The sequence below is a fragment of the Variovorax sp. KBW07 genome (genome assembly GCF_003852515.1).
Classification (GTDB): Bacteria; Pseudomonadota; Gammaproteobacteria; order Burkholderiales; family Burkholderiaceae_C; genus Variovorax.
Genome location: NZ_QAJK01000036.1, coordinates 15,791 through 29,466, shown reverse-complemented (window position 1 = coordinate 29,466; position 13,676 = coordinate 15,791). Strand labels below are relative to the sequence as shown.

Genomic DNA, 13,676 nt, shown 5'->3' with positions numbered 1-13,676 from the left:
CGAGAGTCACACGGTGGTCATGCGGCCGTCACGCGAGTGCCATGCCGATGCCGCGCTCTGGAAAAAAAAGCGCTCTCAGCTCAAGACGAGCAAGCCGCCCGGCAACGCGCGCGCACGCAGATCGAAGCTGTGCTGGATCTGCAGCAACGCCTCGTCGAGCACGGCAATGGAGAAGCGCCCGCTCACGGCACTGTCGCGCCGCGCATCGGCCATCAGCACCACGCGGCCGGGCCGGTAGCGGTTGATTTCGTCGAGCACCTGCGCAAGCGGCGTCTGCCTGAACACCAGTTCGCCCTTGCGCCAGGCCGACAGGTCCGCCGGCTCGACGGCTTGCACGCCACCGAGCGAGGTGGCGTCGTACACCGTCTGCTGCCGCGCCTGCAGCAGCTTGTGCCCCGCGGCATGCGCCACTCGCACCGAGCCTTCGATGCAGGTCACGCACACCTTGCTGCCCTGCAGGTGCCGCACCTGGAAGCGCGAGGCGCCTTGCGCGCTGCTGCGGCCCGCGCCCGCGGTCACGACGAAGGGCCGGCCGCCGGTCTCGGGCACCGGTTGCAGGTCGATGGCGGCTTCGCCCGCGAGCAGGTCGATGCCGATGGTGTCGCCGTTGGCCGACGTCTCGCGGCGAACGCTGGTCTGCGTGTTCAGCGTCACGCGGACGTGGCCGGCCAGGCCCAGCGTTCGCTGCTCGCCAGTGGCGGTGCGCTCGTCCGCGCCCCATGCGCCGGGTGCGGGCCACAGGCCGAGCGGCGGATAGGCCACCACCGCCACGCCGGCCACCGCGGCCGCGCTCATGGCCGCACCCAGGAAGGCACGGCGGCCCGGCTGCGCGGCGCGCGGATTGCCCCGCGCCAGTTGCCGGTAGCGCGCCGCCGCTTTCGGGTCGGCGCGAAGGCCGCCGTCGATGGCCAGCTTCATCGCATGCCACTGGCGCTTCGCCTCGTCGAAGGCCACTTCGTGCGCGGGGCTGGTGCGCTGCCAGCGCTTGAAGGCCTGCACGTCCATCTGCGTCACTTCGGCCAGTGCCAGACGGCCGAGCCAGATGCGCGCCTCTTCCCGCAGCACTTCGGGCACTGCGTGGCGGGGGTCGGCGGCGGACGGCGGCGCTATCGGAGGCTTGGAAGACATGGTGTTCACGAGGCCGCGCCGCACCGGGGTGCGGAACTCCTCCTGTTCAAGACAACTGGCACGGCGCGAATCCTCCAACTATTTTTTCCGGCCCATGTGGGCCGCGCAGAAATCGTGCGCCCGCTTCAGCTCGTGCTCGACCGTGTTCAGCGAAACGCCCAGGCGCTCGGCCACCTCTTTCTGCGGCAGGCCCTGCCAGCGCACCAGCACCAGGATGTCGCGGCGGCGCTTCGGCATGCGGGCGATCACCTTGTAGAGCGCCTCCATTTCCGAGCGCGCCTCGGCAATCTCGGCCGGGCCCGGCGCGGTGTCGGCCACGTCCAGCAGCGCATCGACCTCGCTGCGCGGCACGATGCGGCTCTGGCTGCGCAGGTTGTTCACGGCAATGTTGACGGCCATGCGCAGCAGGAAGGCGCGCGGGTGCTGCACCGGCCCCTGGTCTTCCAGCCGGCGCAGTCGCAGCCAGGTGTCTTGCAGGGCATCGCCCGCCAGGTCGTCGCTGCCCAGCAGGCGCGTCAGGCGGCGCTTCAGCTCGCCGTAGCGCTGCGACAGGAAGTCGAGCAAAACCAGTCGGACTTCTTCGGACACGGCTAGGGCCTTGCTGCGGCGTCTTCGCAGGAGGGCCCGCCCGCCTGCGCCGGCAGGATGAGCATGGCCAGCGGCTGCTTCATGTCGGGCGGCGGTGGCCGGCCGATGCGCACGCGCTCCAGCGTGGCCACCAGCAAGGCATCGCGCCGGCTGTCGCCGGTGCTGCCGAGCAGTTGCGCACGGTGCACGCGGCCCGCCGGGTCGACGCGAAAGCGCAGCAGCGAGCGGTAGTTGCCTTGCGCCGTGCGCGGATCGGCGCACAGTGCATCCCACACGCGGGCCTGCACCTGGCCGTCGTAGGACTCCAGCCGCGCGCGTGCGCTCGCTGCCGCCTCGGCTTGCGCGTCGAGCGGCTTCAGCACAAAGGCATTGACGCGTCCCGCACTCACTTCCTGCATTGCCAGGCCGGTGCCTTCGAGCAGGCGCTGCAGCGCTTCGCGTGGCGTGAACTGCCCCTGCGCCGGCGACGCCGTGCGGCCCGCCACCAGCGTGCTGCTGAACAGCGCCGCGCGGCCCGACACATCGGCGAAGCGGTTCAGCGCGGACGCGAGCGGCTGGGCCGCCAGGTCGAAGTCGAACCGTGGCTCCGCGGAGCTGGAGGAAGAGGAAGAAAGTGTCACGCGCGGATCGTCGGGTGGCGGCGGGCTGCCGATGTCATCGGCGGCAAGGGCGGCAAGGGCTGCATGCACGGGAAAGATCGACGTCCATGCCGCCAGGCCGCACAGCCCCCAGCGTGCAGGGCGCTGGCACGTCAACACGCCACGCGCACGAAACAACGCCATGGCCGCTCGTCGCACCCTGCTGCATTCCCGCGCACGCCGTCACGCCCGCAGCCAGGCTGCGGAAAATGGAGTGGAAGGGGAAACGCGTCGAGCCGGCAAAGACTTGCACCTTTAGGTAACAGTGCATGGTCGCATCGGCCAGTGACGCTTTTGTTACGCCCATCGCACCCGCCGCGCAAAGGGTTTGCGGCGGCGCGCCCGGCGCCTCGCGACAGCCTTTGGTATGGTGACCGGCGACGGCCTGACAGCGGCCCAACACCGTGACATCCAGCGTATGAAAAAGACCTATACCGGCGGCTGCCACTGCGGCGCCGTGCGATTCGAAGCCGACATCGACCTGAGCCTGGGCACCCTGCGGTGCAACTGCGCCATCTGCACCCAGACGCGCTTCTGGCCGGCCATCGTCGCGACGGATTCCTTCCGCCTGCTCGAAGGCGAGTCCGAGCTCAGCGAGCAGATGCTCGACACCCGCAACAGCCACTACATCGTGTGCCGGCACTGCCGCGTGCGCTCCTTCGGCGTGGGCCATTCACCCGAGACCGGCGCGAGCGCGTACGGCGTGAACGTGATCTGCCTGGACGACGCGGACCTCGACGACCTGGCCAACTCGCCGATCAGCTACGTGGACGGGCACCGCGGCACCTGGCACGTCGCGCGCACCGCCATCGGGCACTGACGACGAGAATCGCTTCCACAACGATACCCAACGATCCCCAACGACAAACACCCTCTGGAGACAACCGCATGCCCTTCGAACTCTGGCTCGCCTTCGTCGCGGCCTCGGCCGTCCTGCTGATCATTCCGGGGCCGACGATCCTCACGGTCATCAGCTATTCCATGTCGCACGGCAGGCGCGCCAACGTGCCGTTGGTAGCAGCGGTGGCGCTGGGCGACTCGACCGCGCTGGTGGTGTCGCTGCTGGGCCTGGGCGCGCTGCTGGCCACCTCGGCGTTCTGGTTCACGGTGGTGAAGTGGGTCGGCGGGCTGTACCTGCTGTACCTGGGCATCAAGCTGCTGCGTGCCGGCATCTCGTCCACCGAGATGGCCGCGCCGGCCGCGCCCGCCTCGCACTGGCGCCTGTTCGCCAACACCTACCTGGTGACGGCGCTCAACCCCAAGGGCATCGTGTTCTTCGTGGCCTTCCTGCCGCAGTTCATCAGCCCGGCAGCCGACGTGACGCACCAGATGTGGGTGCTGGCCATGACCTTCGTGGCGCTGGCCGCGACCAACGCCACGCTCTATGCGGTGTTTGCCGGCTCGGCGCGCAAGCTGCTGTCGTCGCCGCGCGCGCAGCGGCGCTTCAACTTCGCGGGTGGCTCGCTGCTGAGCGTGGCGGGCATCTGGGCGCTGATGGCGCGCCGGCCGGGTTGAAGCAACACGCCAACCTGCTTACGCGGTTGAACCGCGCATCAAAGAAAAACGGCCGCGAAGCATCGAGCTTCGCGGCCGTTTTCTTTGATCCGTCGATCAGTTGCGATCAGTTGCGGTACGGGTTGTTCGGGTTGCGGTCGTAGCGGTTGGGCACGCCGTCGCCATCGCGGTCCCGGTCGACGCGGTTCGGCACGCCGTCACGGTCGCGGTCGCCGCCGTACTGGTGGCCGCGCGGCGGTGGCGGACGGTCGTAGGGTGCGACGACGCAGCCGGCCAGGATGGCCGATGCGGCCAGCAAGAGCGCCAATGTCTTCTTCATGATGCGTTTCTCCTTGGAGTGGTTGTGGAACCGGGCCCGCCTCCAGCGGGCCGGTGATGCATTGAAGGCCACGCCGGTAGCGCGCAGGTTGCTTCATTGAAGCGCGCACGTGAAGTTCGTTACCGGATGTGGACCTTTCCCGCACCGCATGAAAGCCACTCTGGCCGCCGGCCCGGCAACGACGCGGCGGCCACGGCCCCGTTCGCGGGTAGGTGCAAATCCCGTCGTGCATCAGCCCGGCCGGTGCGCACTTCGCATCGCAGAGAATGCCGAGGGTCGCCTTTCGCGCTTTAGAGATATCCCGCAGTGCCCTTCATGCCGTTCGCGTCCTTCATGTTCCGCCGCAAGGCCCTTGCCGCAGCCGCGCTGCTGGCAACCGCCTGCGCACACCCGGCCTGGGCTCTCGGAGGTGTCGTCAGCTTCGACGAGGTGAAGCGCGACTTCCGCTCTTCCGACACCGCGGTGCTCGACCGCAATGGCGAGCTGCTGCAACGCGTGCGCACCGACGCCACCGTGCGGCGCGGCCAATGGACCGCGCTGGCCGATGTGTCGCCCGCCCTGCGCACGGCCATGGTGCTGAGCGAAGACAAGCGCTTCTACGAACACAGCGGCATCGACTGGCGTGCCGTGTCGGCCGCGGCCTGGGGCAACCTGTGGAACACGCGCACGCGCGGCGCATCGACCATCACGATGCAGCTGTCGGGCCTGCTCGACGACGACCTGCGTCGCGCCGCCGGCGGACGCAGCTTCACGCAGAAGATCGGCCAGACGGTGGCGGCCGCACAGCTGGAGCGCAGCTGGCGCAAGGACCAGATCCTCGAGGCGTACCTGAACACCGTGCCCTTCCGCGGCGAGATCGTCGGCATCGACGCGCTGTCGCGCACGCTGTTCAGCAAGGCGCCGAGCGGACTCGATGCACGCGAAGCCGCCGTGGCCGCCGCGCTGGTGCGCGCGCCCAATGCAAAGCCTGCCGTGGTGGCGCAGCGCGCCTGCGAAGTGCTGCGCGTGATGGAGCCCGAGCAGAAGGTCGATTGCGAGGCGCTCGACATGTTCACCAGCGCGGCAGTGCAGCGGCGTGCGTTCGAGGCCAATGAGGGGATTGCGCCGCATGCGGCTCGGCGTGTGCTGCGGGAGATGCGGGATGCGGGTGGGGCTGCGAATTCGGGGGCAGCCCCCACCCCGGCCCTCCCCCAGAGGGGGAGGGAGAAAGACAAAGAGGTGGGTGTGCGCACGACCTTGCGCGCGCCGCTGCAGCGCTTTGCGCTCGACACCTTGCAGCGGCATCTGCGCGAACTGCGTGGCCGCCATGTCGAGGACGGCGCGCTGGTGGTGCTCGACAACGCCAGCGGCGAAGTGCTGGCCTGGGTCGGTTCTTCCGGCCCGCTGAGCCAGGCGGCCGAGGTCGATGGGGTGGTCGCGCTGCGCCAGCCGGGCTCCACGCTCAAGCCGCTGCTGTATGGCCAGGCGATTGCCGAGCGCAGGCTCACCGCGGCCTCGCTGATCGACGACTCATCGGCGCAGATCAACACCGCCAACGGTCTCTACATTCCGCAGAACTACGACCGCCAGTTCAAAGGCCCGGTGTCGGCGCGCACCGCGCTGGCCGCTTCGCTCAATGTGCCGGCGGTGCGCACGCTGGTGATGGTGTCGCCCGAATCCTTCGCGCGCGAGCTGCGCGCCGCCGGCCTGCCGCTGCGCGAAAGCGGCGACTATTACGGCTACAGCCTCGCGCTGGGCAGCGCCGAAGTGTCGCTGCTGTCGCTCACCAACGCCTACCGCATGATGGCCAACGGCGGGCGCTACGGCACCCCCACACTCACCGCGCGACCGCCCGCGACTGCCGCCGAGAAGAACAAGCCGGCCGCCCCGCCGCTGCTCGATGCGCGCGCCGCCTTCATCGTCGGCGACATCCTCTCCGACCCGAATGCGCGCACGCGCACCTTCGGCCTCGACAGCATTCTCTCGACCCGCTTCTGGACCGCCGTGAAGACCGGCACCAGCAAGGACATGCGCGACAACTGGGCGGTGGGCTGGTCGCAGCGCTACACGGTGGGCGTGTGGGTCGGCAACGCCAGCGGCGCGTCGATGTGGGACGTGAGCGGCACCAGCGGCGCCGCGCCCATCTGGGCTGAGGTGATGCGCTTCCTGCATGCGCGCGAGCCGAGCCGCGCGCCCGTGCCGCCCGCCGGGCTGGTCGAGGCGCGCGTGAGCTTCGGCCCCGGCGCCGACGGCAACGCGCTCGAAGCGCCGCGCAGCGAATGGTTTTTGCAGGGCACGGAGCAGCCGCTGTTTGCGCTCGACACCGGCGCGGGCACGTCGTCGGATGGGCCTTCGGCGCGCATCACCTCGCCGGCCGACGGCACCATCCTCGCGCTCGACCCCGACATTCCGCCGCTGCGCCAGCGCGTGCGTTTCGAATCCGAAGGCCGCGGCGTGCAATGGCGCATCGACGGCAAGCCCTTTGCACGCGGCAACACCGCGCAGTGGCTGCCATGGCCGGGACGCCATGTGATCGAGCTGGTGGACGCCAGCGGCAAGGTGGTCGACCAGCGCCGGCTCGAAGTGCGCGGCGCGGGCGTGGTGACGAAAAGCGCGCGCCGATGAGGATGCACGGCGCCGCGACAACGACAGCAACAACAAGAGCTGCAACTGGGAGATCGATTCCGATGCAATGTCGCAAGGGGGTGAAGGCTGCCTGGCCATCTCAGTGGCTGTGGCTGTGGTGGGTGGGCATCCTGTTCATCGCGATGCTGGCCTGGCATGGCAGCGCGCAAGCAAAACCAGTCCCCGTGCCAACCATGGATTCGCGCGTGGTGGACCTCACCAAGACGCTGGGCACGGCCGAGGCGGACGCGATTCGCAGCGACATCCGCAGCCTCGAGCAGAACACGCAGGCCCAGCTGGCGGTGCTGATCGTGCCGACCACGGGCGACGATTCCATCGAGCAGTACGCCACCCGTGTCTTTGCGCAATGGAAGCTCGGCCGCAAGGACGAGGACGACGGCGTGCTGCTGCTGGTGGCCCTGAAAGACCGCAAGATGCGCATCGAGGTCGGCACCGGCCTTGAAGGCACGATCACCGACATCCAGGCCGCCCGCATCATCGACCAGCAGATGACGCCGCGCTTTCGCGACAACGACTACGCGGGCGGCATCCAGCTGGCCGTGCGGTCGCTGTCGCGAATGATCGATCCGCCGGGTGCCATGGAGGCCGCCGGGCCCGAAGCGGAGGAGCCGCGCAAGAAGCACCCGCTGGCGGCGGTGCTTCAGCCGATCGAAGACTCGCAGATGCGCTGGTCGCTCATCGGCGTGATGCTCTGGACGCTGGCCGTCGGCGCCTGGTACGGGCGCTCCGCGCCGGCTTCCGGCACCGGCCCCCGCGTGGTGGCACGCGGCTCCGGCAAGCGGGGCCGCAAGGTGCGTCGCGCCGCCGGGCGCGATGCCGCGCTGTGGGCCGACCTGCAGACCGAAATGCCCGCGCCGCGCAAGCGGCCCGGCAAGCTGACGGTGCTGGGGCTGGTGCTCGCCGGCCATGCCGCCGCTTCGGTGGCGGTGATGAACCTCGCCTTGCCGATGTTCCTGCTCATGCCCGCCAGCCTGGTGTACGGCATCGGCTACCTGAGCGGCCGGTTCAAGGGAGTGCGCACTTTCTTCATCGGCCTCGCGGTGCTGGTCGTCGGCCTGGTCGCGCTCATCGTCTACCTGGGAAGCGACCGCTTTTTCTGGGGCCTGCTGTGGTTCATGTGCGGCGGCGGCGTGCTGCTGTTCGCCAGCCTCATCGTCATCGGCATCCGCAAGAGCTGGCAACGCAGCCTGCTCGGCTTCTTCATCCGCTGGGTCATCGTGCTCGGTGTGCTCGGCTTCATGCTGATGGAAACGAACCCGGGCCCAGTGCCCGACGAGAGCTGGATTCCCGCAGCGCTGGCGACCTTCCTTGCGATGCTGTTCGCGTTCCTGCCGTTCGGGGGAAACCGCGGCGGACCTGACGACGACGACAGATACAGCGATGGCAACGACAGTGGCTGGAGCAGCAGTTCGTCGAGCAGCAGCAGTTCATCAAGCAGCAGCTCGTCGTCGTCCGACAGCGGCGGTGGCGGCTCCAGCAGCGGCGGCGGCGCTTCGGGAAGCTGGTAGTCCAGCCGCCTTTGCCGTTCAGTCCACCTTCACGCTGAACAACACCGTGCCCGTGCCGCCCGGTGCGAGCGAACCGGTGAAGGCCCAGCGCAGGCCGCCGGTGCCACCGGCCGCCTGCGCGACGGCGCAGGCCACCGCCGGCGCGGGGGCCGCATTGGCGGGCGTGTTCTTGCTGCAGGCCGTCAGCGAAGCCGGCGTGGTGCCGGCCTGCGCCGCAACGAAGCTGGTGTACTGCGGCGTTGCGTCGTTCACCGTCATGCCGGTGATGGGCGTCATGCCGTTGTTGGTGTAGGTGACGCGGTACTCCAGCGTCTCGCCCGACTTGGCCTGGTTGTTGACGCCGAAGCTGTCGCCCTTCGTCACGTTGCGCACTTCCTTCTTCAGCTCCAGCGCGCTGTTCGACACCGTCGTGATGTCGAGCAACGTGTAGGTCGCGTTCAGCGCGGGGCCGGCGTTGGTGAAGTCGAAGCTGGCCTGCACGGTGCTGCGGTTGGTGCTGCCATTGGCCGCGTTGGCCGGAATGAATTCCTGCATGACCAGGCACACGTTCTGCCCCGCCACCACCGTGACGGGCACGGCCGGCGGATACAGCTGCGCGGCGCCGGGCTGCAACGCGCCGGTGCAGCCGGTGTCGGCAAAGATCTTGCCGCTCCAGCCGCCGATGGCCGGCGTATCGACCGACGCAGAAATGCTGAAGCTCACGCTGCCGCCGGTGCGCGCGATGAAGGTGTGCGCATAGCTCACGGTGCTGCCCGGCAGGCCGCTCTTGGCGCCGTCCGCGGCCAGCGTGTTGGGCTCCACGTCGCCGAAGTTCAGGCCCGCATGGCCGCTGCCGTTCCACGTGAATGCGATGCGGTCGGGCGTACTGGCGCGCGTGTAGGTGTAGGTGGTGCCGCCGCTGGCCACGGCCGAACCCGAGGGCAGCTTCACGTTGCCGAACGAGGCACCGGTCGACAGGCGCGACGCGGTGTTGGCCTGCTCCACGCACAGCGGCGCGTTGGCGGCGGTGGCAAAGGGCACGTCGAGCGCGTAGTTGCCGGCGCCGTCGGTGGTGGCGGTGGAAATCACCGTGGCGCCGCAGTTGGTCAGCCGCACGGCCGCGCCGGCAATGCCGCCTTCGCCGCCGTTGACCAGCCCGTCGTTCGCGATGCCCGTGCCGATGCCGTTGTCGAGAAACACGCGCCCCGTCACGCTGTAGCCGAAACCGTTGACGAACGTGCAACTGATGTCGGCGCCCGCCACCATGCGCGCCGCGGGCAGCGTCAGCTGGTTGCCCACGAGCGTGCCGAAGGGCGTGGTGGGCGTGGCGCTGGCGGCATCGACGCAGCTCGCGCTGATCGGGTTGGCGGGCCAACCGGCGGGCACGCTTTCCTTGATGGTCGCTTCAAGGCCGGCCGTGCCTGTCAGGTTGGTGGCGCCGCTCACGGTGTCGGCCCCGGTGACGGTGATGCTGTCGGTCGATGCCGACAGGCCGCTGAGCGCGAAGGTGAACACGTTGGCGCCGCTGCCGCCGGTGGTGGTCTTCACGATGCGCACCTTGGGGTACGGCGGCGTGTAAGTGTTGGTGAAGGTGCAGGCAATGTTGCTGCCCGCCGCAGTGGCCGCCGCGTCGAGCGTGACCTTGCGGTTGGGCAGGTCGGGCGTGGCGGTGCCGCCCGCGCCCAGGCCGGTGCAGCTCACGCCGGTGAGCGCGTAGTTGGCGGGCGGCGCGTCTTCGGTGATGGTGGTGGCCACGCCCGGCGCGGCGAGCGTCTGGATCGCCCCGGCGACCGCGGTGCCGGCGGTGGCCGTGGTGATGGTCTGCGCGGCCAGGCCGTTGCTGCCCGTGAAGCCGAAGGCGCCGGTGCCGCCGTTGCTCACCTTGCTGATCGTCACCGTGGCGGACGCCGCGTTGGTGAACACGCATTGCAGCGGCTTGCCGTACTGCACGCTTTCGGCGGGGATGGTGTAGGTGCGTGCATTGGCGCCGCTGCCCAGGCTGCCGATCGGCGTGCCGGCATCGGTGCACAGGGCGCTCGCCAGGTTCCAGCCCGGCACCGCCGGCTCGGTGATGGTGATGGGCGTGGCCGCGGCCGTGGCCGAGAAGGGCTGCGTGCCCGCCGCCGTCGTGTTGCCATCGACCTGCACCGCCGTGCCGGCCGCCATGGTGCTGACCACGCCGTTGGTCTGGGTGGTGTTGCTCAGCGTGAAGTTGAAGGGCCCGCCCGCGCCGCCGGTGGTGGTCTTCGACAGCGCCACGGTCGGCGCCACGCAGACGGCGGCGGTAGTGGCCTGTGCCAGGAAGCCTTCGTTGGGCAGCCCGCTCTTGACGTGCACGACGACCGTGTTGCTGCCGGTGCGCCAGTTGCTCGACAGCGTGGCGCTGGCCTGCCGGCCGGCCTGGTAGCCGGTGTAGTTGTAGGGGTCCGAGCCGCCTTGCGGCACGCCCGGCACGCTTTGCAGCACGCCGTTGACGAACACCTCGGCCACCGAGTTGTCCGAGTAGAAATCCAGCTTCAGCGAGAACGTTGCGGGGTTCACCGTTCCGTCCATGTTGAAGGTGAAGCGGTGGTACACGTCCACGTTGCCCGCATGGCTGGGGTCGTAGTTGGAGTTCCAGTTGGCGTTGCTGAAGGGCGAGTTGATCCACGCGCCGGGCGCCTTGTTGCCCACGTACGAGCGCTGCCACGCGCCCACGCTGCCGGGGCCGCCGGTGGCTGTGCCTTCGCCCGATTCCCACACGCTGTCGCGGCCGCTGGACAGCGGCGGTCCGTTGGGGCCGGCGTAAGCGGTGTTGAAGACGGCCGCGTTGGTGGCACAGCTCACCGTCGGCGGAATCGGCGGCGAAGTGGGGCCGGTGGCGCCGGTGTTGGTGAAAGTACAGACGATGTTGCTGCCCGGCGCGGTGGCCGCCGCATTGAGCGTGAGCACGCGGCCCGACAGCGTGGCCGTGCCGCCCGCGGCCATGCCGGTGCAGGTGGCCGTGGTCAGCGAAAAACCTGCCGGCGGCGCGCCCTCGGTGATGGTGGTGGCGGTGCTGGCCGCCGTAAGCGTCTGCGTCGGCGCGCTCGTCACCGTGTTGGGGGCCGGCGTGGTGATGCTCTGCGCCGCCAGGCCGTTGCTGCCGGTGAAGTCGAAGGTGCCGGTGCCGTTGAGCGAGTTCACCTGGACCGTCACCGTCGGCATTGCGCCGAACCTGTAGGGCTGCGGGCTGGGCTGGTAGGCGTTGCCGCCGGCCGTGAAGCTGCCGGCCAGCTCATCGCCGGCAACGGTCACCGTCGTGTTGGCGTAGCTGCCGGGCACCGAACTGGCGGCCGTCATGTCGCACAGGCTTGCGCTGGTGGTGGTGCAACTGCCGGCCGCGCCCACGGCGCCGGTGCCGAAGGCCACGTTGGGCGTGGCGCCGAAAGTGACGACCACGCCCGCGCCCACTGGGTTGCCGCTGGCGTCGCGCACGTAGGCCTGCAACACGTCCTTGGCGATGCCGTTGGCAAGCTGGTTGTCGGTGACGACGCGCAGGCCCGACTGCGCGGCGCTCGGCGTGCCGACCACGAATGCGTAGCTGGCCGGGCTCGGGCCGTAGCTGTTTGCGCCTATGGTGAAGCTGCCCGTCAGGGCGCCGGTCGAGGTGCTGACGACGGTGCTCTTGTTGCCCGCGATGGTGCTGGTCGCCATCACGCTGCACAGGCCGTTGGCGTCGGTGGTGCAGGTGCCCGCCGCGCCGACGGCGCCGCCGTTGAATGCCACGCCCGACGTCGCGGCGAAGGTCACCACGATGCCCGGCAATGGGTTGCTGGACGCATCGCGCACCATGGCTTCGAGCACGTCCTGGTCGGTGCCGTTGGCCGTCATGTTGTTGACGACGGTGCGTTCGCCCGAGCGAGCCGGCGCGGCCGGTCCGACCACGAGGGTGGCCGCGCTGTCGCAACTGATCGTGGCGCTCGATGTGCAGCCGCTGGTGGGGATCGTGGGGGGCGTTCCGTTGCCGTCGACTTCGGCACTCGCGTAGTTGGTGACCACGGTGTTCGCGGTCGCTGGCGCCGTGGCGGTGAGCGTGAAGCTGCGCGTCTCGCCGATCGGTATGCCGCTGGCGGGCAGTGTCATCGTGCAGGTCAGCGCAACACCTGTCCCGCTGGGCATCGTGCCGCAATTCACGGACGAAACACCGGCTCCCGCGGCGGCCGCGGTGGCCCTCACCCCCGTCGGCAGCCGGTCGCGAACGACCACCGTGGTGCCCGTGGCGGCCGTGCCGTTGTTGGTCAGGCTCAGGGTGTAGACGATGGACCCGCTCTGCGTCACCGTCGGCGGTGCCGTCTTGCTCAGGGCGAGCTCGGGCATCGGCGCGTTGTACTGGATCACCACGAGCCCGCTGCCGCCGCTGGCATTGCCGCCACCGCCCACGGCGATGCCGGACGTGTAGTGCGGGTCGCCCGTATTGGCCGCCGCGCCGCCGGTGTTGTCGGCCGCGGAGTTCGACCCGCTGAGGATGTTCGTGCCGGTGAGCGATGACCACAGGTAGCCGGAGCCGCCGCCGCCCATGCCGTTGGGATCGGTGCCCTGGCAGATGCCGCCCCCGCCGCCGTAGTAGCCGCCGCCGCCGCCGCCGCCGCCTTCGTTCTGGTTCTGGTTGGTCGAAGCGCCCTGCCCGCCCTTCAGTGCGGTGCCCCCGGTGGCATTGGCGACGTTGCAGGAGCCGCCGCTGCCCGCCACGCCGCCCGCGGACTGCGTGCCGCCCTTGCCGCTGCCGGTCGTTCCGTCGCTGCCGCCGGTGAGCCCGCCGCCACCGGCGCCGCTCGGCGTGTTCACGTCCGCCCCGGGCGACGAACCACCGCCCGCGCCGGCAATGAGCCGGGCATTGCCCTGCGTGAGCGTCGTGCTCGCGAACACGCCCGACAGGCCGCCGCCGCTGGCGCCGCGGCTGATGGTGGCGCCGTTGCCGCCCGCGCCGCCGCCGCCGTAGACACCCACGATGTCGTTCATGCGGCCGCCCTGGCCGACGACGACGCCCAGCGTCGAGCCGGCCGTCACCGCCAGCGTGCCGGAGGCGAAGCCGCCGCCACCGCCGCCGCGTTGCGTTGTGTAGTAGCTGGTGTTGGGCCCGCCGCCGCCCGCGCCCCATGCCTTCAGGAACACGGCGCTCACGCCGGCCGGCACGGTGAAGGTCTGGTCCGCACCGCTGTAGGTGATCTGGAAGCAGGTGTTGTAGCCCGTCTGCGGCGTGCAGGTCACCTGGGCGGCGCCGGCGGGTGCCGAAAGAAACAGGGCCGGCAATGCAAGCGCACCGGCCCACAGCCATCGAAGGCGGCGAAGGCCTTGCGCCAGCCGGGCGCGATGCGAGGTTGAAATTTGAGTCATCTGTTCCGCCTTCGAGGCCGA

The 13,676-nt window shown here is 69.9% G+C and carries 9 protein-coding genes; 4 read left to right on the top strand and 5 right to left on the bottom strand.

Annotation, left to right across the window (positions count from 1 at the left end; all coding sequences use genetic code 11):
• Window positions 1-75 precede the first annotated feature (75 nt).
• The 3 genes from DBV14_RS07830 to DBV14_RS07820 form a co-directional block, all read right to left on the bottom strand.
• Entirely contained in the window at window positions 76-1,128 is a 1,053-nt protein-coding gene (locus DBV14_RS07830; RefSeq protein ID WP_124458623.1) for a FecR domain-containing protein, read from the bottom strand.
• 78 nt (window positions 1,129-1,206) lie between these two features.
• On the bottom strand, window positions 1,207-1,716 hold the full coding sequence (locus DBV14_RS07825) for an RNA polymerase sigma factor (RefSeq protein WP_124458622.1): 510 nt from the start codon (window positions 1,714-1,716) through the stop codon (window positions 1,207-1,209).
• 2 nt (window positions 1,717-1,718) lie between these two features.
• A complete protein-coding gene (locus DBV14_RS07820) occupies window positions 1,719-2,498 on the bottom strand; it encodes a secretin and TonB N-terminal domain-containing protein (RefSeq protein WP_124458621.1) in 780 nt (259 codons plus the stop codon).
• A 274-nt stretch (window positions 2,499-2,772) separates the two neighbouring features.
• Between DBV14_RS07820 and DBV14_RS07815 the strand changes: the two genes are divergently transcribed.
• Window positions 2,773-3,174: a GFA family protein gene (locus DBV14_RS07815; protein ID WP_124458620.1), complete on the top strand. Its 402-nt coding sequence runs from the start codon at window positions 2,773-2,775 to the stop codon at window positions 3,172-3,174.
• 68 nt (window positions 3,175-3,242) lie between these two features.
• Window positions 3,243-3,869, top strand: a complete 627-nt coding sequence (locus DBV14_RS07810) for a LysE family translocator (protein WP_124458619.1) — start codon at window positions 3,243-3,245, stop codon at window positions 3,867-3,869.
• A gap of 106 nt (window positions 3,870-3,975) precedes the next feature.
• Here the strand turns inward: DBV14_RS07810 and DBV14_RS07805 are convergent, their stop codons facing one another.
• Window positions 3,976-4,188, bottom strand: coding sequence for a hypothetical protein (locus DBV14_RS07805; protein ID WP_124458618.1), 213 nt, complete (start codon window positions 4,186-4,188; stop codon window positions 3,976-3,978).
• A 315-nt stretch (window positions 4,189-4,503) separates the two neighbouring features.
• Between DBV14_RS07805 and pbpC the strand changes: the two genes are divergently transcribed.
• Both pbpC and DBV14_RS33600 read left to right on the top strand, forming a co-directional pair.
• Window positions 4,504-6,792, top strand: a complete 2,289-nt coding sequence (pbpC, locus tag DBV14_RS07800; protein ID WP_260396868.1) for a penicillin-binding protein 1C — start codon at window positions 4,504-4,506, stop codon at window positions 6,790-6,792.
• 62 nt (window positions 6,793-6,854) lie between these two features.
• A complete protein-coding gene (locus DBV14_RS33600; protein WP_124458649.1) occupies window positions 6,855-8,321 on the top strand; it encodes a TPM domain-containing protein in 1,467 nt (488 codons plus the stop codon).
• Between the two features lie 18 nt (window positions 8,322-8,339).
• Here DBV14_RS33600 and DBV14_RS07790 read toward each other — a convergent pair whose 3' ends face one another.
• Window positions 8,340-13,655 (bottom strand): Ig-like domain-containing protein, encoded by a 5,316-nt coding sequence (locus DBV14_RS07790; RefSeq protein ID WP_311732744.1) that lies wholly within the window; start codon window positions 13,653-13,655, stop codon window positions 8,340-8,342.
• Window positions 13,656-13,676: the final 21 nt, after the last annotated feature.